General features: G+C 36.0%; 25 protein-coding genes. 13 read left to right on the top strand and 12 right to left on the bottom strand.

Annotated features, from left to right (window positions below; genetic code table 11):
* Nucleotides 1-99 precede the first annotated feature (99 nt).
* Together ACE38V_RS02345 and ACE38V_RS02340 are read left to right on the top strand one after the other, a co-directional pair.
* The gene (locus ACE38V_RS02345) at nt 100-1,380 is read left to right on the top strand and encodes an ArsB/NhaD family transporter (protein WP_375839526.1); all 1,281 of its coding nucleotides are present in this window, start codon (nt 100-102) and stop codon (nt 1,378-1,380) included.
* A gap of 384 nt (nt 1,381-1,764) precedes the next feature.
* Nucleotides 1,765-2,199 carry a hypothetical protein gene (locus ACE38V_RS02340; RefSeq protein WP_375839525.1) on the top strand — a complete coding sequence of 145 codons (435 nt, stop codon included), beginning with the start codon at nt 1,765-1,767 and terminating at the stop codon, nt 2,197-2,199.
* Between the two features lie 109 nt (nt 2,200-2,308).
* On the opposite strand, the gene chbG is transcribed toward ACE38V_RS02340, so the two are convergent.
* Genes chbG through ACE38V_RS02315 form a run of 5 tightly spaced genes read right to left on the bottom strand, consistent with a single transcriptional unit; the run spans nt 2,309 to nt 6,376 of the window.
* Nucleotides 2,309-3,013: a chitin disaccharide deacetylase gene (gene chbG, locus ACE38V_RS02335; protein WP_375839524.1), complete on the bottom strand. Its 705-nt coding sequence runs from the start codon at nt 3,011-3,013 to the stop codon at nt 2,309-2,311.
* A gap of 18 nt (nt 3,014-3,031) precedes the next feature.
* Nucleotides 3,032-4,345, bottom strand: coding sequence for a 6-phospho-beta-glucosidase (locus ACE38V_RS02330; protein WP_375839523.1), 1,314 nt, complete (start codon nt 4,343-4,345; stop codon nt 3,032-3,034).
* 11 nt (nt 4,346-4,356) lie between these two features.
* Nucleotides 4,357-4,683: a PTS sugar transporter subunit IIA gene (locus ACE38V_RS02325; protein ID WP_375839522.1), complete on the bottom strand. Its 327-nt coding sequence runs from the start codon at nt 4,681-4,683 to the stop codon at nt 4,357-4,359.
* A gap of 16 nt (nt 4,684-4,699) precedes the next feature.
* Nucleotides 4,700-6,064, bottom strand: a complete 1,365-nt coding sequence (locus ACE38V_RS02320; protein ID WP_375839521.1) for a PTS sugar transporter subunit IIC — start codon at nt 6,062-6,064, stop codon at nt 4,700-4,702.
* A 3-nt stretch (nt 6,065-6,067) separates the two neighbouring features.
* The gene (locus tag ACE38V_RS02315; protein ID WP_375839520.1) at nt 6,068-6,376 is read right to left on the bottom strand and encodes a PTS sugar transporter subunit IIB; all 309 of its coding nucleotides are present in this window, start codon (nt 6,374-6,376) and stop codon (nt 6,068-6,070) included.
* 315 nt (nt 6,377-6,691) lie between these two features.
* Between ACE38V_RS02315 and ACE38V_RS02310 the strand changes: the two genes are divergently transcribed.
* The 5 genes from ACE38V_RS02310 to ACE38V_RS02290 all read left to right on the top strand — a co-directional run bounded on the left by ACE38V_RS02310 (nt 6,692) and on the right by ACE38V_RS02290 (nt 11,312).
* Complete coding sequence (locus ACE38V_RS02310; protein ID WP_375839519.1) at nt 6,692-7,417, top strand: GntR family transcriptional regulator; 726 nt, start codon at nt 6,692-6,694, stop codon at nt 7,415-7,417.
* 250 nt (nt 7,418-7,667) lie between these two features.
* Complete coding sequence (locus tag ACE38V_RS02305) at nt 7,668-8,177, top strand: DoxX family membrane protein (RefSeq protein WP_375839518.1); 510 nt, start codon at nt 7,668-7,670, stop codon at nt 8,175-8,177.
* 242 nt (nt 8,178-8,419) lie between these two features.
* Nucleotides 8,420-9,442: an efflux RND transporter periplasmic adaptor subunit gene (locus ACE38V_RS02300; protein ID WP_375839517.1), complete on the top strand. Its 1,023-nt coding sequence runs from the start codon at nt 8,420-8,422 to the stop codon at nt 9,440-9,442.
* Nucleotides 9,442-10,140, top strand: coding sequence for an ABC transporter ATP-binding protein (locus ACE38V_RS02295; RefSeq protein ID WP_375839516.1), 699 nt, complete (start codon nt 9,442-9,444; stop codon nt 10,138-10,140). The genes ACE38V_RS02300 and ACE38V_RS02295 overlap by 1 nt, the downstream gene beginning before the upstream one ends.
* Nucleotides 10,137-11,312, top strand: coding sequence for an ABC transporter permease (locus ACE38V_RS02290; RefSeq protein WP_375839515.1), 1,176 nt, complete (start codon nt 10,137-10,139; stop codon nt 11,310-11,312). Before ACE38V_RS02295 ends, ACE38V_RS02290 begins: the two co-directional genes overlap by 4 nt.
* Before the next feature lie 285 nt (nt 11,313-11,597).
* On the opposite strand, the gene ACE38V_RS02285 is transcribed toward ACE38V_RS02290, so the two are convergent.
* The gene (locus ACE38V_RS02285) at nt 11,598-12,368 is read right to left on the bottom strand and encodes an IclR family transcriptional regulator (protein ID WP_375839514.1); all 771 of its coding nucleotides are present in this window, start codon (nt 12,366-12,368) and stop codon (nt 11,598-11,600) included.
* Between the two features lie 124 nt (nt 12,369-12,492).
* On the bottom strand, nt 12,493-14,673 hold the full coding sequence (locus tag ACE38V_RS02280; protein WP_375839513.1) for a malate synthase G: 2,181 nt from the start codon (nt 14,671-14,673) through the stop codon (nt 12,493-12,495).
* Nucleotides 14,674-14,965: 292 nt separating this feature from the next.
* Between ACE38V_RS02280 and ACE38V_RS02275 the strand changes: the two genes are divergently transcribed.
* The 5 genes from ACE38V_RS02275 (at nt 14,966) to queF (ending at nt 17,730) form a co-directional block, all read left to right on the top strand.
* Nucleotides 14,966-15,088 (top strand): DUF4006 family protein, encoded by a 123-nt coding sequence (locus tag ACE38V_RS02275; RefSeq protein WP_375839512.1) that lies wholly within the window; start codon nt 14,966-14,968, stop codon nt 15,086-15,088.
* A complete protein-coding gene (locus ACE38V_RS02270) occupies nt 15,082-15,831 on the top strand; it encodes an SPFH domain-containing protein (RefSeq protein ID WP_375839511.1) in 750 nt (249 codons plus the stop codon). The genes ACE38V_RS02275 and ACE38V_RS02270 overlap by 7 nt, the downstream gene beginning before the upstream one ends.
* 12 nt (nt 15,832-15,843) lie before the next feature.
* A complete protein-coding gene (locus ACE38V_RS02265; protein WP_375839510.1) occupies nt 15,844-16,002 on the top strand; it encodes a type II toxin-antitoxin system antitoxin in 159 nt (52 codons plus the stop codon).
* 281 nt (nt 16,003-16,283) lie between these two features.
* Nucleotides 16,284-16,886 (top strand): DedA family protein, encoded by a 603-nt coding sequence (locus ACE38V_RS02260; protein WP_375839509.1) that lies wholly within the window; start codon nt 16,284-16,286, stop codon nt 16,884-16,886.
* A 346-nt stretch (nt 16,887-17,232) separates the two neighbouring features.
* Nucleotides 17,233-17,730 (top strand): preQ(1) synthase, encoded by a 498-nt coding sequence (queF, locus tag ACE38V_RS02255; protein ID WP_375839508.1) that lies wholly within the window; start codon nt 17,233-17,235, stop codon nt 17,728-17,730.
* An 81-nt stretch (nt 17,731-17,811) separates the two neighbouring features.
* Here queF and ACE38V_RS02250 read toward each other — a convergent pair whose 3' ends face one another.
* Nucleotides 17,812-18,405 carry a DUF1836 domain-containing protein gene (locus ACE38V_RS02250; protein WP_375839507.1) on the bottom strand — a complete coding sequence of 198 codons (594 nt, stop codon included), beginning with the start codon at nt 18,403-18,405 and terminating at the stop codon, nt 17,812-17,814.
* Nucleotides 18,406-18,539: 134 nt separating this feature from the next.
* Between ACE38V_RS02250 and trhA the strand changes: the two genes are divergently transcribed.
* Nucleotides 18,540-19,187: a PAQR family membrane homeostasis protein TrhA gene (trhA, locus tag ACE38V_RS02245; protein WP_375839506.1), complete on the top strand. Its 648-nt coding sequence runs from the start codon at nt 18,540-18,542 to the stop codon at nt 19,185-19,187.
* Between the two features lie 129 nt (nt 19,188-19,316).
* Here trhA and ACE38V_RS02240 read toward each other — a convergent pair whose 3' ends face one another.
* From ACE38V_RS02240 to ACE38V_RS02225, 4 genes are all read right to left on the bottom strand, one after another.
* Nucleotides 19,317-21,875, bottom strand: coding sequence for a helicase-related protein (locus tag ACE38V_RS02240; RefSeq protein WP_375839505.1), 2,559 nt, complete (start codon nt 21,873-21,875; stop codon nt 19,317-19,319).
* A gap of 270 nt (nt 21,876-22,145) precedes the next feature.
* Nucleotides 22,146-22,610: a flavodoxin gene (locus ACE38V_RS02235; RefSeq protein WP_375839504.1), complete on the bottom strand. Its 465-nt coding sequence runs from the start codon at nt 22,608-22,610 to the stop codon at nt 22,146-22,148.
* Nucleotides 22,611-22,624: 14 nt separating this feature from the next.
* Nucleotides 22,625-23,332, bottom strand: a complete 708-nt coding sequence (locus ACE38V_RS02230; RefSeq protein ID WP_375839503.1) for a Crp/Fnr family transcriptional regulator — start codon at nt 23,330-23,332, stop codon at nt 22,625-22,627.
* Nucleotides 23,332-25,227 (bottom strand): heavy metal translocating P-type ATPase, encoded by a 1,896-nt coding sequence (locus ACE38V_RS02225; RefSeq protein ID WP_375839502.1) that lies wholly within the window; start codon nt 25,225-25,227, stop codon nt 23,332-23,334. The genes ACE38V_RS02230 and ACE38V_RS02225 overlap by 1 nt, the downstream gene beginning before the upstream one ends.
* Nucleotides 25,228-25,278 lie beyond the last annotated feature (51 nt).

Genomic DNA, 25,278 nt, shown 5'->3' with positions numbered 1-25,278 from the left:
AAATCAATCTTTCTTGAAAAAATGAAAATAATCCCTATGTGGTATACTTATCCTATACTTTGACACGCTAATTTTACATTCAGGAAGTGAAAAAATTAAATGGATAGTCAAGCCCTTCTGGCAGTCATAATTTTTTTAATCACCTATGCTGTCATTATTACTGAAAAAATTCACCGCACTATCGTCGCCATTTTTGGTGGAATTATGTTAATTATGCTTCGGGTTATCGATCAGGAAACAGCCCTTCATCATATTGATTTTAATACGATTGGGCTTTTAATCGGGATGATGATAATTGTGTCGATTACCGCTCAAACAGGAGTATTTAAATATTTAGCGATTAAAACAGCGAAGATTGCTAAAGGGGATCCGTTAAAAATCCTAATACTATTGGCCTTATTAACTGCATTTGCTTCTGCTTTTCTTGATAATGTAACAACAGTTTTACTTGTTATTCCTGTTACATTGAGTATTACTTCTAAGCTGAAAGTAAATCCTATGCCTTTTTTATTATCACAAATCATGGCTTCTAATATTGGCGGAACGGCCACAATGATTGGGGATCCTCCTAATATTATGATAGGTAGTGCTGTGCCAGAGCTTTCCTTTTTAGATTTCATTAATAATCTTGCTGGTATTTGCATTGTCATTTTAATTGTGACCATTGCTATTTTTGCGTTGATTTTTAGAAAGCAACTTAAAACAACAAACGAATTAAAGCTTGAGTTAATGAAAAGTGATGAAAAGAGTGAATTAACAGATTCTTTACTTTTAACAAAATGCCTTTTTGTTATTACGATTACGATTTGCGGATTTTTTGTCCACCAATATATACATATTGAATCGGCTACAATTGCTTTATTTGGAGCCTTTTTACTGTTAATGATTACTGGAGAGAAACATCTGGAATATTCACTTGAACGTGTAGAGTGGACAACCCTCTTCTTTTTCATTGGCTTATTTGTCATCGTTGGCGGTTTAGTGGAAACTGGTGTTATCAGCTCATTAGCCAAAAGTGCCTTACATCTGACACAAGGGAGCTTAGATAAAACCACATTTCTTATTTTATGGGTTAGTGCTTTAGCTTCTGCTTTTGTGGACAATATTCCATTTGTTGCCACCATGATTCCTCTTATTCATGAGATGGGTTCAATGGGGATATCCAACTTGGAACCCCTTTGGTGGAGTTTGGCACTTGGAGCTTGCTTAGGTGGAAACGGAACCTTAATTGGTGCCAGTGCCAACTTGGTAGTTGCTGGCCTTGCAGCAGCTGAGGGGCATAAAATTACATTTGCTAAATACCTAATGTACGGATTTCCATTGATGATATTATCCATCATTCTTTCATCCATATATATTTACTTGAGATATTTAATCTGAATTTCTTTATGATAAAAAAAATCTGAGCCTTTGTGCTCAGATTTTTATCAAAATCAAAATATTTCTATTCCTGCTAATAATCTTCCCATAATTTTTGAATCCACTCATTTCGTTAGATTTTATTAATTCCTTCTATTGTAAATATCAATACTCTTTATTATGCCATTGGAATTTTACTTATTCTCATCGTCTTCTTTTATTTTCTTGTTCTGCCAAGGGAAGTAAAATTACATACGATTCATCGGGCTGAAGAAAATAGTCTTAAGCTAAACTGAGGCTTCTCAAATACTAGGGCATAGACAAGTTTCATTTTTCACCCTTCTTCATAATGTAAAATATAATACCCAATCATTCATAAAATGAAGAGAGGAATGAAGAAGATAAATGTACTATTATAACCCAGTTTTACACTATCCTGTTTGTTGCAGTCAGCCATTATACTCTCCGATGTATAGCGTCTATTCTCAACCACCCTACCCTTACTTTTATGTCCCATATGGACGGACCCTTGAGACTCCTATAAAAGGAAAGGCAACATGGACTTGGGGTGGAATGACCACTAAATGCAGCATCCCGTGGTCATTCAATCATAATATGACAGCTGCAGTTGGAAGAAATAGTCCCTTCCAATGTGGGCAACGTCTAAAGGTGAAAAACATCTCAGTCACACCATATACCGAAGTGGAAGTAACGGTCGTGGATGAAGTACCAAATTACCCAGCTAATAAAATTAGTCTTCATCGGGTTGCTTTTGAAGCATTAGGCATATCCCCGAGTGCTGGAGTTATTAATGTAGAAATTACGCCAATCAATGCCTAGAAAAAACCATCAGTGGAAATAAACACTTGTAAGCACTAAAGCTAGCTTCCTTCTTTAGCTAACTATTTTCTACAAGATTAAACAGCTCCCCACTGATGGTAGCCTTCTTTTAAAGCAGTTTAATTTTTCCCGACAAATGAATACTTGTTAATATCGATGTTTCATTTATTCTGGCAATATTATACGAAGATTCTCGCAGCAATTCATGATCAACGTACCCTGGATGACACATGACTTCTACAATCCTTCCATCTTCACTTGTGTCTGCTAGCCCTCTAAAAAAATCTGGTGTAACTCCTTCCCCATAAAAAGTATCCAAAAATACATCTGAAAAAGAGAGAATATGTGTAAACGCATGAGAAATATTTCTTACTGGCAGTTGATATTTGTCGGAAAGATATTGAACGACTGGATAAAACTCTTTTAATCCATGAATATGATGATGACTGTCGATATGAGTTGGTCTTAACCCTGTTTTCAAAAAAGCATCAATTTGTGATGACCATTCCTGTTCAAGCTCATCTAAATCAAGATCATTGGCTGCCAAAATTTGCGCTTGTGATTTAAATCTTCCGTCTTGATTGATTAAACTTGAGACATTCTTAGATAAAGGGTTCCCATAAGTGACAACTAAGTGAATACCTACTTTTAACGAAGGATGCTCTTTCGCCATTTCAATCGCATGATTCGTTCCTAATCCATTCATTAACATGGTGGCAGAATTGACGATTCCATTTTTGTGCACTTCCAAAATGCCATAATTGACTCCTTTAGAAAGCCCAAAATCATCTGCATTGACAATTAATTGGATCATTTTATGATCTTCCTTCCATTAATGGAACTGAGGGAGATAGTCTTTATGAGCTACTAACATTTCATCTAGAATCTCTTTTGCTACTCGGTCACTTGGAACCAATGGATTAATCGTCATCGCAAGAAGTGCCGTATCATAATCTCCCATAACCGCTGCTTCAATGGAAACACGTTCAAAAGACTTAATTTGTTGCACTAAACCGCGAACCGGAACGGGGAGATCCCCGATCACAATTGGGCTTGGTCCCTCCTTCGTAATTACACAACTTACTTCAACAGCGGATTCATTTGGAATACTTGCAATTGCTCCATTATTTCTTGTATTCACAGCTTGAATATCCCTTTTATCTGTATACATCGAATGAATCAATCGAACAGCTGCTTCGCTATAGTAAGCACCACCGCGTTGTTCTAGTTGTGGAGGCTTTATAGCAAGGTCCGGATCTTTATAAAGCTCAAATAATTCTTCCTCCAGTTGTTTGACAATTTCTGCACGCGTTCCTCCGTCTTTCGCATTCTTCAATTCCTTTGCAAGCATCTCACCAGATTTGTAATAATAGTTATGATAAGGACAAGGTAAAAGGTTTAATGCCCTTAAGAATTCCGGTTCCCACCCCATTGCATGAATGTTTTTCATTGTTATGGTATTTTTCGGATTCGTAATTAAATCAATAACTTGATCCTTCACACTGATTCCATCAACAAAAACATCTAATCCATACACCATGTGATTCAATCCAGCAAAATGAATACGAACCCGTTCATGATCAACATCCAATAATCTTGCAACGCCCATTTCCATCCCGATTGGAACATTACAAAGTCCAACCACCTGCTTAATCGGGCTATAGCGAAGAACCGCTTCCGTGATCATCCCTGCCGGATTGGTAAAATTGATAAGCCATGCCTTTGGACAAAGCTCCTTCATTTCACGGCATATTTCTAGAATCACCGGAATCGTCCTTAATGCTTTAAATAATCCTCCTGGTCCGTTTGTCTCTTGCCCTAGTACGCCATGAGCCAAAGGGATTTTTTCATCCTTGGCTCTTGCTTCCAGCCTTCCAACACGAAATTGAGTGGTGACAAAATCCGCATCTTTTAAAGCTTCTCTCCGATTAAGAGTAAGATGAATCTCAATCGGGACACCAGCTTGTTTGACCATCCGTCTCGCTAAATTCCCAACAATTTCTAATTTTTTCTTCCCTTCTAAGACATCAACTAACCAAATTTCACGAACTGGTAGCTCATGATGATACTTAATAAAACCTTCTATCAACTCTGGCGTATAGCTGGATCCTCCGCCAATTGTGGTAATTTTTAATCCTTGTTTCATGCTAATTCCCCTTACTTTCTTTGCCTAGTTATTTCTTGCCATAGCTCGATAATTTCATCTGCCATTTCCTTTAAGGTCATTGCTGTCATTACATGATCTTGGGCATGAACAAGAATGATAGGAATATCATACTTTTCACCAGCTGCCTCGTTTTGCATGAGCTTCGTTTGTAATTGATGGGCCTCAATTAATTCCTTATCTGAATCTGCTAATCTACATTTTACCAAAGAGAAATCCCCTTTTTTAGCTGCTTGCATAGCTTCCATTGCACTGCTTCTTGCATTTCCACTGTGTAAAATTAATTGAAATGCTAACTGATAAAGCTCCTCTTTTTTCATGATTTCCCACGCTCACTTATATATTTAAGGTAGTGTCATTACCCTGTGTCTGCTCCTGAATTCTTTTCGAGTCCATCCGACCCTGAATGATAACAAATGGAAGATAGACCACAATGGAAATGACTAAATTAACTGCCGCTAATATCGCACCAGATATGTGTCCTCCCGTAGCCATAAGACCTCCGATAATAGCAGGAGTAACCCAAGGGATATCCGCAACAATTGGATGTACAAGACCTAGACTGATACTGATATATGCAACAATCGTCATAATAATGGGACCTAATACGAAAGGAATAATCCATAGTGGATTTAGCACAACTGGAAGACCAAAGAGAATCGGCTCATTAATTTGGAAAACCCCAGGACCTGTACTTAAAGCAAGAATTTGTTTATTCCTTTTTCTAGCTGTTATGAACATAGCAATAATAAGGCCTAAAGTCGCTCCGGATCCTCCCAAATACACAAAGGCATCTAAGAACTTTCCAGCCAAGATATGATATTGATCTAAATTGGCTCCTCCTTTTGCATACATAATAATGTTTTCCTGACCAAGTTTTTCGAGAAGCGGTGATGTGATGCCACCTAAAATATTGGGGCCATGCAATCCAATTGCCCAGAAACCATGAACTAATAGCACAATTAATAAGGCAAATGGCATGGAATCTACTGCGCCAGTAAGAGGAGTGACTAATACTTTATTTAACCAATCATTAAAGTACATGCCATCACTAATAAATTTACGTAAAAGAAGACCTAATAAAGAGACAATGAAAATCGTAGACATTCCCGGAACAAGCTTCGCAAATGAACGAGAAACTGCTGGAGGAACACCATCCGGTAATTTAATAATGAGTCCCTTTACTTTTGATAAACGTACAAAAATTTCAGTTGCAACAATGGCCACAATTATCCCAGTGAAAAGAGCGGTCGCATTAAAATAGTTCCAACTAATAAACCCCCACGCTCCACCTGAAACTGCGTCACCACCTTCAGGAGTAATCGTTACATTTCCGGTCTGAGGAACAAGTAAAAAGAAACAGGCTGCTGCAACCAGCATTGCTTCAAATCCATCATCTCCATAAGATTTCGCAAGTTTATAGGAGACACCAATAACGGCAAAGATCGTAAAAAATGCAAGTGTTCCCCACCATATATCACTGAAAAGAGTTCCCCAGGTCGGTCCAAAAATACTTTCCATCAATTTTTGATAATACTTTCCAATCCCCGGAACCTGACCAAGATTATTTAACAAGGTAGCTAATGATCCGATAATCGTAATTGCAATCATTCCAACTAGAGCATCACGAATTGCCAGCAAATGTCTTTGGTTTCCTAGCTTATTGGCAAATGGCATAATATATTTTTCAATTATATTCATGTCCTATTTCCCCTTTATTAGATTTATTGCTTGCCGTAAAACCTCTTCCCCATTACAAAGTCCATAATGCACTTGGTTAATCGCTTCAACTGGAATTCCCTTTCGTTCTCCTTCTTTTTTTAATTTAGAAAGGAGAAAACGAACCTGAGGACCAAGAAGAATAACATCTGCCTGATCAAAATGATTGGAAATGTCGTTGGACCCTACTGCCCAAATCTTACAATCAATCCCCTGCACTTTTGCACTTCGCTCCATCTTAGATACTAATAAGCTCGTAGACATACCTGCAGAACAACAAAGTAAAATATTCAATCTTCCATCCCCTTACATAACAAGAAATAATAATTGCAAGTTATTTTTTGACAATTCTGTTATTTATTACTTCAAAAAAAATCATATACATAATTAGATAAAGTTTTTTTCTCCATTACCTCCCTTTTTTTTATTTTGTAAGCGCTTTAGTAAAAGTATGTCAAAACTCCTGCTGCTTTGTTTATGTTGTAATAACTGAAACTTACAAAATCAATACAAATTTAAATTTGTTACTACAACTTTAGTATATATATATTGGCTCCTTCTTCAATCTATGATATAAAACTATAAAAGAACTTTTTTGGAGGGTTTTTGATGGAGATAGGTAATGAAGAGAATGCCCTACATATTCAAGTTAAGAATGCTATTGTCAACTTAATCTCATCAGGTGAATTTAAACCAAATACTAAGTTACCAACTGAGGCAGAATTTTGCCAAAAATATGGGGTAAGTCGGACAACCATTCGTACAGCATTGCAGCAATTAACAATAGAAGGTTATGTCTATCGTAAGCAAGGGAAAGGCACATTTGTAGCTGCAAATAAAGTCAAACAAAACTTAACAGCAACGGTTGGGCAGTTTTCTGAACAAATCATGATGCAAGGTTATAAGCCAGCAATAAAAGTCGTTAGTCTGGATGTCATTCCAGCCAGTGGATTTCTTGAGAAAATATTTAATATTGCAGAAGGAGATCCTGTCAATAAGCTTGTTCGAATTCGCTATGTGAATGGAGAACCCTTGCAATATGAAATAGCCTATCTGCCGTGGAAAAAGACTCCCGGTCTAAACAAAGATGCTTGTGAAAAATCACTATATAATATTTTACAAACACAATATCAGCTGCCCATAAAAAAAACAGTGGAGCAATTAGAACTTGTAATGGCAAATCTTGAATTTGCTAATTTATTACGTATTAGTAAGGGATCTCCCTGCTTTTCACTTGAAACATATGCCTACTTAAATGATGGTTCCATTATCGAATATTCCACAACCATCTATCGTTCTGATCTGGTAAACTTTGTGATAGAAAGAAATTATTGAAAAAACCCACTTGAATAAAAGAATGAATATCAGCAAATATTACAGTTAATCCAGCGTAAAAAGGATGTTGATCATACATCCTTTTTTATATTTTATTAATTTTTCAGACATTACCACTATTCATAAGTTTGTCAATATGCTATTACAACTTTGTGAACTAAATCACTTATTCAACATTTAGCTTGTCCATTCTGTTATCTTATAGATGTAATCATTAATACCTTTTCTAAGGTGAAAGGATGAGAAAATCATGGTAGTAAAATTTTTAAGAGAAAACGTTATAGCTTCTGCACTATTGCTCCTAGTCCGTTTATATTTAGGCTATGAGTGGATTACCGCAAGCTATCATAAATTTGCTGATGGATTTGATGCATCAGGATTTTTAAAAGGAGCATTAGCAGGAGCAACTGGTGACCATCCAAGTGTTCAAGGCTGGTGGGGAGCATTTCTAGAACATTTTGCTCTTCCAAATGCACATTTATTTAGTACATTAATTCCAATTGGTGAATTTTTAGTTGGGTTAGGCTTAATTTTAGGTTGTTTAACAACTGCAGCTGCCTTCTTTGCAGCCGTTATGAACTTTTCTTTCTTATTCTCTGGAACAGTAAGTACAAACGGCCAAATGGTATTATTAACTATATTTATTCTTGTGGCTGGAGCAAATGCAGGAAGATTTGGACTTGATTATTATGTAATTCCATTTATCCGCAAGCAATTTGGAAAAGATAAAGCTGCTGGAAGAGATCCAGTAAGATCTTAAAAGAATAACTGTATAAACGGCCATCTTAGGATGGCCGTTTTTTTGTCCCTTCTTTTCTCCCCCAATTAATGCCTGAACTTTTCTCAATTCATTCACAGTTTATTTAACCACTGTTCATAATTTTTTCATATCCGCCTAATATCCTTAATTAAAGAACTTTAGCTGAACCTTTTTCGGTATAACTTCACAATATAAAGCTCTACTCTAGGACTTATTCCATTAAAAAGAAAGGAAGTAGAAAATTGAAAAAATGGATTATTAATATCGTAATTGTTGTCTTGATCATAGGAATCGGAGGCGGCACCTATTACTTTATCAATAAGAAGAACGAAAGCAAAAATACGGTTGTTGCCCAAACACAAACCGCCATTGCGGAGAAAGGCGACGTAACGGTTACTGTAAGTGGGACAGGCAATATATCCGCCATTCATAAAGAAATATTGACTGCAAAAAAAAATGGAACAGTAAATAAAGTGCATGTAAGTGAAGGTGATACTGTTGAAGAAGGTGATGACTTAATTACCTTTAACGGGGATATCAATCCGATTGAAGCTCCATTTTCTGGAGAAATTACTTCATTAAATGTTGAAGAAAATCAAAATGTTTCACCTGCAACGGAATTGGTTGGTATCACTAATTACAATAATCTTGAAATGATTGTCAATATTGATGAACTAGATATTTCAAAAGTAAAAGTTGGACAGAAGGCTAAGGTGGAAGTTTCTGCCCTCCCTGATAAAACATTTACAGGAACTGTAACCAGTGTGGCAAAGGAAGCAAATGAAGATTCAGACAGCTCTGTAGCCAAGTTTGCTGTTCATGTAAAAATAAGTAATCCTAAAGGAATAAAAATTGGGATGACCGCAGAAGCAACGATTACGACAAATAGTAAAAATGATGTACTTACTGTACCAATTGAAGCGGTTCAAAAACAAGGGGATAAATATTATGTAAGAATTGCCGATGCACAAGAGTCCAAAACAATAAAGTCCAAAAATGAAAGTAGTGGCAGCGATTCTCAGCTAGGACCCCAAACTCAACGGACCCAACAAGAGGTTGAGGTTGGCTTGCAAAATGATGAAGTAGCTGAAATTATTAGTGGACTAGCTGAAGGAGACGAGGTTATTTTACCATCCATTAGTAGTGATTCTAGCACAAGTAAAGTTCAACAAGGTGGATTCCCAGGTGGAGGCATGCGTAAAGGTGGCAATTTGCAATCCCAAGGCGGTTCATTTGGTGGAAGCCAAGGAGGGAATAATAAATAATGAAGGAACAGCCTATCGTGCAAATTAACCATTTATGTAAATATTATTCCCTTGGCGGAGAAACGGTAAAGGCTCTTGATGATGTTAGTTTTACTGTTAATAAAGGGGATTTCATCGCCATAATAGGTTCTTCAGGGTCTGGCAAATCAACATTAATGAATATGATTGGCTGCCTGGATCTGCCAGATTCAGGTGAATATATTTTAGAGGGGAAGAATGTCTTTTCTTTAAAAAATAAGCAATTAGCTGATGTACGAAATCAAAAAATTGGTTTTATTTTTCAATCCTTTAACCTTCTTGCTAAGCAAACTGCCTATGAAAATGTGGAGTTGCCACTTATTTATCGCGGAATGCATAACAGTGAACGCAGAGAAATTGTCCTCTCTGCCTTAAAAAAGGTTGGACTTATCGACAGGGCTGGACATAAACCAACTGAATTATCAGGTGGGCAGCAGCAACGTGTTGCCATTGCGCGTGCTCTCGCTGGAAATCCTCCAATTTTACTGGCAGATGAACCAACAGGTGCACTAGACAGTAAAACAGGGGCATATGTATTGAACTTAATGAAGGATTTAAATAAACAGGGACATACGATCATTTTAATTACTCATGACCTTGACATCGCAAGACAAGCTAAACGTATTATTCATATTCAGGATGGAAAAATATCAGAACATGAGGAGGCATTGATTCATTGAAAACAAGTCAAGCAATAAAAATTGCCTTCCAAAACATTATTGCCAACAAATTAAGATCCATTTTGACAATGCTTGGTATTATCATTGGAGTTGCTGCCGTTATCACTTTGACTTCTCTTGGCCAAGGTGCTTCCAAATCAGTCGCTGATGAAGTTTCTGGCTTAGGGACAACAATGGTTTCCATTTCGCTCCAAGGAAATGCCGATGAAGAAGTCGTTGATTATGATGAACTCATGTCATTGAAGGATCTACCTGAAGTGAATGCAGTCTCACCAACAGTCTCAGGTAGTGGTACCTTAAAAAACGGTAACACCTCATCTGATGATGTATCGATTATCGGCATTACCCCTTCCTATGAAGAAGTAAAAGACACCCATGTTCAATCAGGAAGATTTATTTTGCCAATTGATGAAGACAATCGAAACAAAGTCATATTACTCGGATCTAATGTGGCTTCTGATCTATTTGGTTTTACAAATCCAATCGGAAATACAATTAAAATAGATGGAACTTCCTTTAAGGTCATTGGCATTCTTGCCTCTAAGGGAGAGAAATTGCAGGGTTCAATTGATGATCAAGTCCTCATTCCTTTCTCCACTGCTCAACGATTTCTTGGACAAACAACTATTACAAGTGCTGATGTTTTAATGAAATCTGAAAGTACAGTAGAATTGGGAATGGCAAAAATTGAACGAATATTGTACAACCAATTTAATCAGGATGATACAAAATATAATGTCCGTAACCAAGCTGATATTGCGGAAGCACTTTCCTCTGTCACTGAAACAATGACCATGCTTCTGGCTGGAATTGCCGGAATATCCTTAATTGTTGGCGGGATTGGCATAATGAATATCATGCTTGTATCAGTGACTGAAAGAACAAGGGAAATAGGAATCAGAAAGGCACTTGGGGCTAAGAAGATAGACATTCTTACACAATTTCTAATTGAAGCTATTGTATTAAGTGGATTAGGTGGTATTCTTGGAGTTGCACTGGGCATCGGCAGCGCACAGCTTTTATCTGGAATTTTAGATTTAGCTGTGGCAGTTTCTTGGATTTCTGTAGCCATTGCCGTAACCTTCTCTGTCCTTATCGGAATCATTTTCGGAATATTTCCAGCCAATAAAGCAGCAAATTTAAGTTCACTAGATGCATTAAGATATCAATAAGAATCAAGAGGATCATCCTCTTGATTTTTTTATACTTAAAGAAAGTATAAATTGGCAGCAATGATGAAAATTCGACGTAGAAGCCAATTTTAGGAATTAAGTATAAGTGCACAAAGGGAGGCTTCCGAGAGATGCTTCGCAGCCGAAAAAAGCGCTTTTCTTTTTTCGGTGAACTACGCCTCTGTCTTCGCCTGAAGGCTCGCCAATCGGCGAGTTTTCTTTAAATGACCAGGAACAATATAGAGAAAATAGGCTACCATCCTTCTAAAAAGAGGGCTTAATGCTTTATCGGTTCACATACCCAAGTCGTTCAGAAATTTTCCTTCCAATCTCGATTAATCTATCTTTTAATTCATCGAGCCTATTCGGTATCATTCTTATTGAAGGTCCTGAAATACTAACAGCTGCGACAACTCTACCTAAGTGATCATAAATTGGTACTGCGATACATATGATTCCATATTCATTTTCTTCTAAATCCAATGCATAGCCATTTTCCTTTATTTTTGCTAATTCCTGAAAAAACTCTTCTTTATCCGTAAAGGTATGATTTGTATGAGCAGGAAGCCCTTTTCGATTGATAATTTCCAGAACTACATTAGTTGGCAAATGAGCTAAAATCGCTTTCCCTACTGAAGTGCAGTGCATTGGAGCCCGTTTCCCTACTCTAGAATGCATTCTTAATGTTTCATTGCCTTCCAGTTTTTCTATATAGACAACCTCACCTTGATCATAGACTACTAAATGAATCACTTCATTTGTAACGGTTTCAAGCACTTGTAAAAATGGTCTTGCCTCTGTACGAAGATCAATTGAATCTAATAGCTTTGAACTAATTTCTAAAAATTTATAGCCCAGTTTATAACGACCTGTTTCAATATCTTGTTCAATATATCCATATTCTGTAAGAGTTGAAAGAATTCGGTGGACCGAGCTCTTATTAATATCCATTTGATTCGCAATTTCTGTAACTCCAAGCCCGCCCTTTTTCATACTCACGATTGAAATAATGTCCAATGCACGACTAACGGATTTAACCATATTTTCCCTTTCCACTATTTATCACCTCTAATGCTCGATTCTTAAGTTCAATTTTTAGAAATAGTGAAGGTTCCTAAAATATCTTCATCTACTATCTGAGGGCATTCTAAAAAATAAAATGCCCTCCAATACTTGACAATTATTGTTTAACGGCAAATTTTGCTTTTGCTTCAATTCTGCGTTGATGTAAGATTGGCTCTGTATAGCCATTCGGTTGATCATAGCCCTTAAATACTAAATCGCAAGCTGCTTGAAAAGCAACAGAATTTTCATAGTCCGGTGCCATTGGATGATAATGAGGATCCCCTGCATTTTGTTCATCCACTACTTTTGCCATCCGCTTAAAGGTTTCAAAAACTTGTTCCTCTGTACTTATTCCATGATGGAGCCAGTTCGCCATATGTTGGCTAGAAATGCGGAGAGTCGCACGATCTTCCATAAGTCCGATATTATTGATATCAGGAACCTTAGAGCAACCAACACCCTGCTCTACCCAACGGACAACATAACCTAAAATACCTTGTGCATTATTATCAAGTTCTTGTTGGATTTCTTCAGGTGACCAATGAGGATTTTTTGCAACTGGAATTTTTAGAATATCATCTTTAACATCCTGGCATTCCTTGATTAATCCATCTTGAACCTCTTTAAAATCTACTTGATGATAATGTAAGACATGCAAAGTTGCAGCAGTTGGAGATGGTACCCATGCCGTATTGGCCCCTGCCTTTAGGTGACCAATTTTCTGTTTAATCATGTCAGCCATTAAATCTGGCATCGCCCACATTCCTTTTCCAATTTGCGCTTTTCCTTGAAATCCAGCACTTAAGCCTACAAAGACATTTGATTTTTCATAAGATTGAAGCCAAGTAGTATTTTTCATTTCATTTTTACGAATCATTGGACCCGCTTCCATCGAGGTATGCATTTCATCACCTGTACGATCTAAGAAACCGGTATTAATAAAGACAACTCGATCTTTCACTTCATAAATGGCATTTTTAAGATTTAATGAAGTTCTTCGTTCTTCATCCATTACACCAATCTTAATTGTATTTCTTTCTAAACCTAATAAATCCTCAACCCGGTCAAATAATTCCGAAGCAAATGCTACCTCTTTAGAGCCATGCATTTTTGGTTTGACAATATAAATAGATCCTTTTTTTGAATTTTGATATTTACCATTTCTTATTAATGTGTGCTTAGCAATTAAACTAGTTACCACTGCATCCATAATACCTTCAGGAATTTCTTCACCATTTCTGTCCAATATCGCATCTGAAGTCATTAAATGACCCACATTACGGATAAACATCATCGATCTTCCTGAAAGTGTAAGTTCTCCACCATTTACTGTCTTGTAGACACGGTCCGGATTCATAGCCCGCGTCATAGTTTTTCCATTTTTAACAAAAGTGGCTGTGATATCTCCTTTCATGAGTCCTAACCAATTACGATAGACATCCACTTTATCCTCAGCATCTACAGCTGCAATCGAATCTTCACAATCCATAATCGCAGTTGTAGCCGCTTCAAGAAGGACATCCTTCACTCCGGCTTTATCTGTTTTTCCAATTGGATGATTCCAATCAATTTGAATTTCAAAATGCAAACGATTATTTTTCAATAATACAGCTGTTGGTTCTTCAACATTCCCTTGATAAGCAACAAATTTATTTTCATCTGCAAGTCTAGCATTCTCACCATTAATTAATTTAACGACAAGTTTGCCATTTTCAATTGTATATTTAGCTGCTTCCTTATGAGAATAACCCTTTAATGGAGCAGCTTGATCCAAAAAGTCTTTTGCAAATTGAATAACCTTATCACCCCTGATTGGGTTATAGGCACCTGCTCTTGTTGCTCCATCCTCTTCACTGATAGCATCTGTACCATATAAAGCATCGTAAAGACTTCCCCATCTAGCATTAGCTGCATTAATGGCATAGCGTGCGTTATCAACAGGAACCACTAATTGTGGACCACCTTGAAGCGCAATTTCATTATCTACACCTTTAGTAGATATTTGGAAATCCTTGACTTCTTTTTCAAGGTAACCAATGCTTTCTAAAAATGTTTTATAAGCTTCAAAATCAAAGTTTTCTTTGTTTTCAATATGCCACTTATTAAGCTTGCTTTGAATCTCATCACGAAATTGCAATAATTGCTTATTCTTTGGTGCTAAATCATGGACGAGAACTTCTAGTTCTGCCCAAAACTTTTCACGATCTACTCCGCTTTTAGGCAGTGCTTCATTATTAACAAAATCATAAAGCAATCCTGCTACCTGTAAGTTTCCTACTTTTACGTATTCAGTCATTGAAAAAACTCCCCCTATACCCCAAAAAATTTCGTTGAAACAACGTTTATATGTGTCTATGAAGTGGATGAAGTAATAAGCTTTCAGTTAGAAATCACCATCTTGTTCGCTATTACAAAACACCGTTTCAATAATTTATAAAAAGATAATATCATGGATTATTTTCTAGTTCAACAATTTTGTGAATTTTCATTTTTTATTTCAATAAAAAATAAAATACCCTATCATTTTTGATATAAATTTGATATCATAATGATAACAAATTAATATTTTATTTTCAGGAGGGTTCCATATGAATGAAAAAAATATTTTCAAACTTAATGGCTATGTAGGTGCTATCGTTTTTATTATTTTATTGCTGCAACGCTTCTTTCCTTTAAACAATTTATCGATACTGAAAATGTCTCAATGTTAATTTTAACCATTGTATTGGGAGTAATAATTATCATCGGTTCAACAGGCTTTGCAGTTGTGCAACCAAATCAATCAAAGGTATTCACTCTGTTTGGAAATTATTTAGGTGTAATTAAACATGCAGGCTTTTGGTTTACTATTCCATTAACCAATCGTAATAAGGTTTCTTTGCGTGTCCTCAACTTTAATAGCGACAAACTAAAGGTTAATGATTTAGAAGGAAATCCAATCGAAATTGCAGCTGTGGTTGTCTATAAGGTTGTCAATTCAGCGAAAGCGGTTTTTGATGTGGAAGATTATCATAAATTTGTTCATACACAAAGCGAGACAGGTTTACGTCATATCGCCAGTCAGTATCCATATGATAACTTCAACAATGATTATGAAATTTCCCTCAGACAACATTCTGATGAAGTCGGAGATGAGTTAACAGAGGACTTACAAAAAAGATTATCTGTTGCTGGAGTTGAAATTATTGAAGCAAGAATTATGCACCTTGCCTATTCAAGTGAAATTGCCTCCTCCATGTTACAAAGACAACAAGCGAAAGCCGTCCTTGCTGCACGTAAGGTCATTGTTGATGGGGCGGTTTCTATGGTAAAATCAGCTATTGACCAATTGAGTGCTGAAGGGGTTGTAGATTTAGATGAAGAAAAGAAAGCCCAAATGGTCAATAATTTGATGGTTGCATTAGTTTCCGAAAAAGGAAATCAGCCAATCGTAAATACAGGTAGCATTTATTAAGGTTGTGATTATGTGGCTGAAAAAAAACGCTTTTTGCTCCGAATAGACCCTAAAATTTATGATGCACTGGAAAAATGGTCTGACGATGAATTTCGTAGTGTTAATGCCCAAATTGAAATCCTTTTAAAAAAAGCTCTGAAAGAAGCAGGAAGATTGAAGAAAGAGGAATAAGAAACTCTTTCCTTTCAAAGGCGCACCTTTTCAGCGATTAAGGATCTCGAACCTATGATATTGACATAAAAGGTCTCTTTCTTATAAGGGGCCTTTTTGTATTAATTACAAATATTTGGATATAATAGCAAATTAAAATCTTCATGCATTTTTAATCAATTTTTATTGAAGAATTAATCTCTCTTGTGCCTATTAATATTGAATAAAAATGCAAATCAAAATACAATAATCTTCGTATGAACTCATCCTAGATCATGCTTTAAATTTAAGGAGCTGTTTACATGGAACATCAGTTAAATTACTGGATTTCCCATTTCGGCTATTGGGGAATCATTCTTGCCCTTGTTGGAGGGATAATTGGTCTTCCTTTACCGGATGAATTTCTTCTCACTTATGTTGGATACAATATTTTCACAGGTAACTTAGTCTATGGCCTAGCTCTAATTTGTGCATGTATAGGTGCATTTATCGGAATTACCGTGAGCTATCTGTTAGGAATTTGGCTTGGAGCTCCTTTTTTACAAAAATACGGATCAAAAATTGGAATTGATCATAAAAAAATAAATTCAGCCCATAAACTTTTCGAAAAATTCGGACCTTTCATTTTAATTATTGGTTATTTTATTCCAGGAGTGAGATATATTAGTGCCTATTTAGCAGGAATTAGTAAGCTTGCATATCGTAAATTTGCGTTTTATGCCTATTCTGGGGGATTTATTTGGATATTCTTTTTTATAACGATCGGCAGAGAACTTGGAAAAAAATGGACTTCTATAAGAGATTTTTCTCATCACTTCGGATTAATAGCTTCTTTAATCATTATCATTTTGGCAATTGTTTCTTATTTTTTTATGAAAAAAAACAAAACATTTTATGAGAACTGACTGTAGGACATTTGTCATTTCCCGAGAAATGGCGAATTTTGTATAAAAGTTTATATATAATATTTTTTTATTATTAGCAGTCAATGGTCCAATTCCTATCACAAAAAGACCCTTAAATATGGTCTAGTTTTATTGAAAGGGATTGACAGAGGCTTATTCATTTTTTATGATTAGTAATAAGTCTATTAAATAAGAACCCTTTTGAACGGGAGAGGTTCATAGCTGAAACCCTCTATAAAAAACTATGGTTTTTGAATGTAACCATATCCGAGAATGATATGGTTTTTATTATTTCAAGAGCTCTAGCCTCCCCTGTTTCATTCGGAGCATCATGGGAGGATTTTTTATGCAAGGAAGAAATGATGAAGAATTAAAGGATATTACTCTATTAGGAAATCAGGGAACAAAGTACTTATTTGAATACTCCCCGGAAATCCTTGAAGTCTTTGATAATAAACATCCAAATCGTGACTATTTTGTTAAATTTAACTGTCCGGAATTTACAAGTCTCTGTCCTAAAACAGGTCAACCTGATTTTGCTACAATTTATATTAGTTATATTCCAGGCAAAAAAATGGTCGAAAGTAAATCCTTAAAACTTTATTTATTTAGTTTCAGAAACCATGGCGATTTCCATGAGGATTGCATGAATATTATTATGAATGATCTAATCGAATTAATGGACCCTCATTATATTGAGGTTTGGGGAAAATTCACTCCTCGAGGAGGAATATCTATCGATCCTTATACCAACTATGGAAAACCAGATACGAAATACGAGGAAATGGCCGAATACCGCTTGATGAATCATGATTTATATCCCGAAAAAATTGATAATCGGTAATCAAAAAGGAACCATAAAACTTCATATGTTAATTTCGCCATAATAGAAAAAGGTTAGACAAAAGAGGGATTTCCTACTTGTCTAACCTTTTTTTGTGCTTGGAATATCCTGATCTACTAATTGATCAACTAGTTTCTCTGCCGCGCGTCGATAAATATTACTTATATTCACGAGTGAAGCAATTAAGAGGACATCATTTAAAGGCTCTGAACCTTTGTGATTCCACTGACTTACTTCATTGCTAGATTCACTGGCACGACTTACAAAATCCTGTTTGAAATTATTTACATTGATGGTTGCTAAATGAAGATAGCTATTATAAAGCTCTTCTAAATCTACTCTTCCCTTAAGAAAATCATTATTCACTCCATCTAACGTTACCTTAATATCATTAATGGAAAGTGCACCTTTTAATTGATAAATCAAACTAATTAAAATCAGGTGTTCCTTTGCATACTTTTTATTTTTGATAGGAATAAACAACTTTCCTTTTGCATAGTTGTTGATCATCGTTTTTGTTAATACCTTATCATTGCTATCTCGCTTGGACCCGCTGAATTTATTTTCAAACAATTGAATGACCTGATCCATATATAGATCAATATCAGGAATATCCTCTAAAGTAATATTATTTTCTAGGCCAAGCTCTTGGATAAATTCATGTATATTTTCCACAGGACTCCCTCTAATCTTTTGATTTACTCCTTGATTTTAACCTATCTATTTGAAGAAGTAAACATTGACTACATAGTACAATACGTATATTATAATAAGTAGTTATCAAAACTACATATATTAGGAGGATATAAATGGGCATCTATATTCGGGAACCAATTAATGGCTTAACGCATTTAGCTGGTGCTATTCTATCATTTTTTGCATTATTGTCTATGGTCATTAAAGCATCTATCCATACAGGATCACCACTCGCTATAACAGCCGTCATCATTTTTGGCATTAGCATGATTTTACTATACTCGGCCTCAGCCACCTACCATATGGTCATTGCGAAAGATAAAGTCATTGCCTTTTTAAGAAGATTGGATCATTCGATGATCTTTTTGTTAATTGCTGGCACCTATACCCCATTCTGTCTGATTACACTAAAAGGAATGATTGGGTGGGTATTGTTCTCCATTATTACTGCCATCGCCTTTTTTGGAATTGTATTTAAAATGATTTGGTTCCATTGTCCAAGATGGTTGTCAACGGCTTTATATATTGCCATGGGCTGGATGATTATTTTTGTTGTTTCTCCTTTATCTGCAAGAATTAATTCTATCGGGCTTTTCTTATTGATTCTTGGTGGTGTGTTCTATACGATTGGTGGAATTATTTACGGACTAAAGCCAAAATTCCTCCAATTTAAGCATCTTGGTTTCCATGAAATTTTTCACATTTTTATCCTTCTTGGCAGCCTTGCCCATTTCCTATCCGTTTTTCTTTATGTTATTTAAAATAAAAGGTACGAAATAAATCGTTTTATACGATTATTTCGTACCTTTATTACTTGTAAAATTAAAGAGCTGCAAATATGACACCAACTGTCATCAGGATAATTCCTATACTATTCATAAGACTGATTTTTAATCATGTCTCTTTTTAAAATGAAATTCATGACAAGCGTCACAGATTGTAAAGGAAAAATCTAGAGGGAGACTTCGTCCACATCTTTTGCATTTTTTCCTGAAGTTTTTCACTTCAGTTTTTAAGCTTTCATTCGTATCATGACTAATTTCTTCACGAATTCTCTCCCAATAAATTGCTTCTGTCCGCCGATTTAATCGATACAAGAACAAGAGATGGAGACCGATTGCTTTATAAGTCAGTTCTAACTCTTCCAGAGTTCGTCTTTTAATCATTGGCTCTGGAAATTCCTCCCCTGATACAATCGCCTTCACAGATTCAAGCCATTGTCTTATCAACCCAGAATCCTTTGTAGAAAAAGGTAAATGTAAAAATCCATAGAGATCCATTATTGACAATCGTCCCTCTATTTCCGAACCACGAACAATTTCATACAGCTCCCGCTCCTGAGTCAATGTCGCTTTTATTGTTCCCTTTGGATTATCAAACCTCTCCCAAAGCTCAAAGAATTCACCTAAATAATGATAATACTTTTGAAATTTTTCAAAAACTTGGTTAGTAGGAGCAATCGTAAAGGTTTCAACAGGTTTATCCGGTTGCTGTAATAATTCTCTCATGATGGAAATTTCCTTTGTAAAAGCTACCTTGCCTATATTATAAATGCCCTTTCTCCCTGCCCGTCCAGCAATTTGTTTCATTTCTTGTGAAGTTAATCTTCTCAGCCGCGTCCCGTCAAATTTCTCGTTTTCTAAAAAGATTATCCTGCGAATCGGTAAATTCACTCCCATTCCAATGGCATCGGTCGAAACAATCACCGTTGTTTCCCCTTTGATAAATCGCTCAATTTGTTTTCTTCTTGTTTCTGGAGGCATACTTCCATAAATCATGCTTACTCGATGACGATTTTGAAGTTTTGAGGCAATTTCCAACACCTTTTTTCTAGAAAAACAAACAAGTGCGTCCCCTTTTTTAGTTGAATTTAAACTGAAGCTAATCGTTTCAACCTCTAAAGGAATGTCACGATGATAATCGTAAATATCCATTTTGGCATCGCCTAATAGCTGGAGCATTAAATTTTTGATATTCCGGCTACCAATAATATGAACTTCATTTGCACGAGCTTTTGTTATCGCTTTATACCACGAAAATCCTCTTTCCTGATCAGCAATCAATTGAGATTCATCAATGACTATACAATCATAAAAATCTTTTTCGTGGAACATTTCAACTGTACAGGCGATATGGTTCGCATTTCTCGTGATTTTTTCCTCTTCACCCGTTTTTAATGAACATGGAACTCCCTCTTGATTTAATTTGTCATAAACCTCTAATGCCAATAGCCTTAATGGCGCAAGATACATACCAGAATGAGCCTGTTTCATTCTTTCAAGTGCGTGATGCGTCTTTCCTGTATTGGTCTCTCCAATATGAAGCACATATCGGGTCGTTTGACTCATTGTTGGACTATATTCCTGCCCAAAAACGTCTGCAAGAATCCTTGCTTCCTCCTCTTGTTTTCTTTGAAGCTCAGCAAGCTTCTCAGCCTTTCTTTGTGCCCATGTGGCCTTTTGATTTTCGTAAAGAGCTTGGTGTATTGGCGACTCAAAAGATATTTCAGCAGCTGCTAATAAATCGGTTACATATTCTTCTTGAATATCCACAAAAAAATCATCAGCCATTTCAAAGAGGACATCTTCAAGCATTTCCATCAAGATTACGGCAGTAAGACCTTCCCCGGTTGCTTCCTTATATAAGTCTTGTAATAAGAGATCGGTTTCTAATAAAAACGCAGGTACAAAATCAAATAAATATCTAACAATGAGCCTTTCATAAATATAATAATAACTCTCATATTCATAATAAGACCTTCCCCAATTCACCATTTGATGAACATCCCCGGTAAGCTCATCAAAAAAATCGGACACTTTTTCATAACAACTAGCATCAAAAGGATCCTCTTGAATTAGTTTTTCTCCCAAATGATAAGAATCAATGGAATGATATCTTGTGTTATATTGAAAGTCATGAGCTAATTGCCTACCTGTTTGATATCTGATATACAAATAAAAGATATCAGCATTTTTCTCTTTCGATTCCAGTGCTTTTTCCTCTATCCGTTGACGGACTTCTTTTCTTTTTTCTTCAAGTATTCGCTCTTCTTCTCTTTTTTTATAAGCTAACCTTGCTTTGTTATAAAGATTTTTCCATTCCTCTTCCTTTCCCTTAAAGGTCTCAACAACCCATTTTTTTACATCATAAGCTTGATAATTTCTTATTTCTGTTCGAAATAATTTATTGATTATTTTTCGGTCTACTCCTTCGACCTCATATCCCTTCTTACTTAGAAATTCCTTTTTTTCTTTTTTTGAAATATCATTTGAGGCTTTATTTATCCAAACATTCATCCAGACTTGATCGATATAATTATTTCTCTTTTTTAAATATTCCTCGAATAAAGGGATTTCCGCCTGCATTCCGAGGAATCGCTCCAAATCTTCATAAACCTTCTGTTTGGTTTTATTAACTGCAATGGGAAACAAATTAGATAACGTATTCATTGACTTCTCCTTGGGATTTTACTACACAACTTTATTATATTAGCATTTTTTGCCTTTTTAATGAATTTATCCTGCATTAACATCAACATAAAAAAGTTTTTCAGGTTACATATTTGAAATTAAATAGAATATTTTTATTGACTACCTCTTTCCATTTACGGAATCTCGACACCAACCTGATAAATTTGTATTTGTAAATTTCGCCCGAAGAACCCCGCAAAAAAACTGATCCAATTATTATCTTTGGATCAGTTTATTGTTTCATAGTGATTATATTACAGATAGTTGCTGAACGTTTATGAGGCATTCTGCCAATTGCCTCCCAAACTCTCTGCATAGCTCTTCCCCTTTATCATCTGGAGCATGCTCCATTTTTAATCCGCTATGAACTACTAAAGCACCTAGTTCTGATAATTTTTCGGTTAGAATCTCAACTGCATGACAAAAGGCTGGATAGGTTTGATCTCCAGAACCAAAAGCAGCCGCGATTTTTCCTGATAAATTTAATTGATCCATCTCCTCATAAAAATCTAGAAATTCATCAGGTAGATCCCCATCATTCCACGTATAAGATCCTAATATAACACAATCATACTCCATTAAATTCTGAGGAAATACTTGCAATGAATCTTTAACATCAACCTTCACTCTTGCATCTTGCATTCCTTCTTTAATAGCTAGGGCCATCGCTTCTGTATTACCAGTCATGCTCGTATACACAATAATGCAATTCAAAATTTTCACTTCCTTTACTGCTCTGCCATTTTTTTAATGGCTTTGACATTTAGAATACGGATATTTCGCTGACCAGTTTGTTCAATCCAGCCCTTATCCTGAAAAGAGGACAACCTTCTACTAATCGTTTCCCTTGTTGTTCCGAGATAAGAAGCTAAATCTTTTTTACTCATGGGAAGGATAATTTCATGTTCTTCTCCTTTCCCGTCCATCAGTTCCACTAAATAAGAGGCCGTTCTTTTCTCGACATCCTGTAAGCTTAATTGGCTAACAAGCTTTTCCGTTTGTTCTAATCGATGGGTAAATTGCTCCAAGATTTTCAAGGATATTGATGGAAATTTTATCAATATTTTCTGTAGATCTCGGCGGTGAATCGAACATATTTCCGTTTCCACCATGGCTTCTGCAAAACTATCAGATTCTTGCTTTGAAAACAATGATAATTCCCCTAGGAAATCGCCAGGCTCAAGGATACGAATGAGTTGTTCTTTTCCTGAATCCCCCAAATGATAAACCTTCACTCTTCCTTTATGAACAATATATAAATGATCATACGGCTCACCCGCTTGAAAAATAAACTCTCCCTTTTGATATTTCGTACTTATACTTGTATTTGCAATCTCCACCATTTCCTCTTGACTCAAATGATTAAAGATAGGAACAATGGATATACATAACTTTTTTACATTTCCTTCATTCTGAAAATGATGACAACATTCCATTATAGTCTCTCCTCGCGCATGGTTTGAAAATATTCTTTAGACCTTTTATCAAAGTTGTAATCAAACTTGACAAGTCTAATCGCGTTAATAATCACTAATAAGACACTGAATTCATGTACAAACATGCCCTCAGCTAAAAACACAGTCTTTGTTAATACACCAATTAACAAAAGAAGTACAACAGAAATAGACATAAACATATTTTGCTTCATGTTTTTCATTGTTGCTTTTGAAAGCTCATGTGCATATTTAAGACTTCGTAAATGGTTTGACATAAGGACAACATCAGCTGTTTCCATGGCAGCAGCAGATCCTGTAGCTCCCATGGCAATTCCGATCGTAGCTGTGGCAATTGCCGGGGCATCATTTATTCCATCTCCAACCATGATCACACTTTGCTTATTGCGCTGTAACTTTTTCATCATTTCAACTTTATCTTCTGGTAAAAGCTCTGCTTCATATCGATCTAAACCAAGAAGCTGACTGATTTTTTCTGCTGTTCTTGTATTATCCCCTGTTAACATCACCATTTCCTTTATACCTGATTCTCTTAAATCCAGGATGGTCTGGTACGCTTCTGTTCTAATTGTATCCATAATCGAGATAGTTCCCTTATAACTCTCATTCACTCCCACAAACACAACAGTTTTTCCATCACGTTCTTTTTGATGAGCTTCATGTTCCATGATTGAAGGTAAATCTATTCCTTTTTCCTTCATCCACTTTTGATTTCCGACCACAATTCTACTATTATTTATAATTGCTTCAATCCCTTTTCCCTTTTCAACATGGAAATTTTCCAACTTGCCATCTAAGCAAAGCTTCCGTTCCTCTGCTTCCTTAACAATCGTTCTACCAAGAGGATGCTCTGAATATTGTTCAGCCAGTGCTGTAATTCGCAATAATTCGGTTTCACTTATATCTGAGGTCTCTATATCAACTACTTGAGGATTTCCGTTTGTTAATGTTCCTGTTTTATCAAAAGCAATGATATCAGCCTTCGCAAACTTCTCAAATATTTCTCCTCCTTTAATTAGAATGCCTTTTCTTGCACCATTTCCAATCCCGGCCACAATGGAAACAGGTGCAGAAATCACAAGTGCCCCTGGACAAGCAATAACAAGGAAGGTAAGAGTCAAACTGATATCCTTTGTCAATAAAAAGACAAAACCTGAGAGAACTAATATCCCCGGCGTGTAATATGAAGCAAACCGCTCAAGAAATTGCTGCGTCTTTGCCTTAGATTCCTGAGCCTCTTCAACAAGTTCAATAATTTTTGCGTACGTGGTATCCTCCCCTACTCTATCCGCCATTATTTCTAAATATCCGTGGTCTAATATTGTACCGCAATAGACTTTCCCATCTTTCTCCTTTTTAACCAAAGCGGATTCTCCTGTAATGGGCGCCTCAAGCATATATCCATTTCCACTCAATACATGTCCATCAACGGGAATCTTCTCCCCCGATTGAACAATCACAAGATCTCCTTCCACAAGCTTATCGGAAGAAATCATCTCTTTCTTTCCCTCTCGTATCACCCTCGCTTCTAATGGAGCAAGATCTAGCACTTCTTTAATCGATGCCCTCGTTCTTTCTAATGTTTTTCCTTCTAAATATGCTCCTAGCAAAAATAAAAAAGTAACCGCTGCCGATTCAATATACTCATGTATAACCATTGCACCCAAAACAGCGATAGTCACCAATAATTCAATACTGATTATTTTCATCAATAATAAATGGAATGCTTTCCGTGCAATAGAATAGCCTGCAATAATAGTGGCCGCTAACAGCAAACCACTTGCTGCCAGATTCCAATCGAAGATTTTAAATAAGAATGATAATGCAATCATTATCCCTGAAATAGCAAGAATCACACCTTTTTTGTTAAAAATCAAGATTATCCTCCCTCCTATTTGTATCATAGCGATGATTCAAATGATATAATC

The organism is Cytobacillus sp. Hz8 (assembly GCF_042263505.1).
Lineage (GTDB): Bacteria > Bacillota > Bacilli > Bacillales > Cytobacillaceae > Bacillus_BE.
The sequence above is the reverse complement of the archived record's forward strand: the minus strand, read 5'-3'. Positions and strand labels throughout refer to the sequence as shown.

What these genes read in the sequence shown, in the direction of transcription:
- ACE38V_RS02345 (WP_375839526.1), top strand. Translation starts at nt 100, where the DNA reads ATGGATAGTCAAGCCCTTCTGGCAGTCATAATTTTTTTAATCACCTAT.
- ACE38V_RS02340 (WP_375839525.1), top strand. Translation starts at nt 1,765, where the DNA reads ATGTACTATTATAACCCAGTTTTACACTATCCTGTTTGTTGCAGTCAG.
- chbG (WP_375839524.1), bottom strand. Translation starts at nt 3,013, where the DNA reads ATGATCCAATTAATTGTCAATGCAGATGATTTTGGGCTTTCTAAAGGA.
- ACE38V_RS02330 (WP_375839523.1), bottom strand. Translation starts at nt 4,345, where the DNA reads ATGAAACAAGGATTAAAAATTACCACAATTGGCGGAGGATCCAGCTAT.
- ACE38V_RS02325 (WP_375839522.1), bottom strand. Translation starts at nt 4,683, where the DNA reads ATGAAAAAAGAGGAGCTTTATCAGTTAGCATTTCAATTAATTTTACAC.
- ACE38V_RS02320 (WP_375839521.1), bottom strand. Translation starts at nt 6,064, where the DNA reads ATGAATATAATTGAAAAATATATTATGCCATTTGCCAATAAGCTAGGA.
- ACE38V_RS02310 (WP_375839519.1), top strand. Translation starts at nt 6,692, where the DNA reads ATGGAGATAGGTAATGAAGAGAATGCCCTACATATTCAAGTTAAGAAT.
- ACE38V_RS02305 (WP_375839518.1), top strand. Translation starts at nt 7,668, where the DNA reads ATGGTAGTAAAATTTTTAAGAGAAAACGTTATAGCTTCTGCACTATTG.
- ACE38V_RS02295 (WP_375839516.1), top strand. Translation starts at nt 9,442, where the DNA reads ATGAAGGAACAGCCTATCGTGCAAATTAACCATTTATGTAAATATTAT.
- ACE38V_RS02280 (WP_375839513.1), bottom strand. Translation starts at nt 14,673, where the DNA reads ATGACTGAATACGTAAAAGTAGGAAACTTACAGGTAGCAGGATTGCTT.
- ACE38V_RS02275 (WP_375839512.1), top strand. Translation starts at nt 14,966, where the DNA reads ATGAATGAAAAAAATATTTTCAAACTTAATGGCTATGTAGGTGCTATC.
- ACE38V_RS02270 (WP_375839511.1), top strand. Translation starts at nt 15,082, where the DNA reads ATGTTAATTTTAACCATTGTATTGGGAGTAATAATTATCATCGGTTCA.
- ACE38V_RS02260 (WP_375839509.1), top strand. Translation starts at nt 16,284, where the DNA reads ATGGAACATCAGTTAAATTACTGGATTTCCCATTTCGGCTATTGGGGA.
- queF (WP_375839508.1), top strand. Translation starts at nt 17,233, where the DNA reads ATGCAAGGAAGAAATGATGAAGAATTAAAGGATATTACTCTATTAGGA.
- trhA (WP_375839506.1), top strand. Translation starts at nt 18,540, where the DNA reads ATGGGCATCTATATTCGGGAACCAATTAATGGCTTAACGCATTTAGCT.
- ACE38V_RS02240 (WP_375839505.1), bottom strand. Translation starts at nt 21,875, where the DNA reads ATGAATACGTTATCTAATTTGTTTCCCATTGCAGTTAATAAAACCAAA.
- ACE38V_RS02230 (WP_375839503.1), bottom strand. Translation starts at nt 23,332, where the DNA reads ATGGAATGTTGTCATCATTTTCAGAATGAAGGAAATGTAAAAAAGTTA.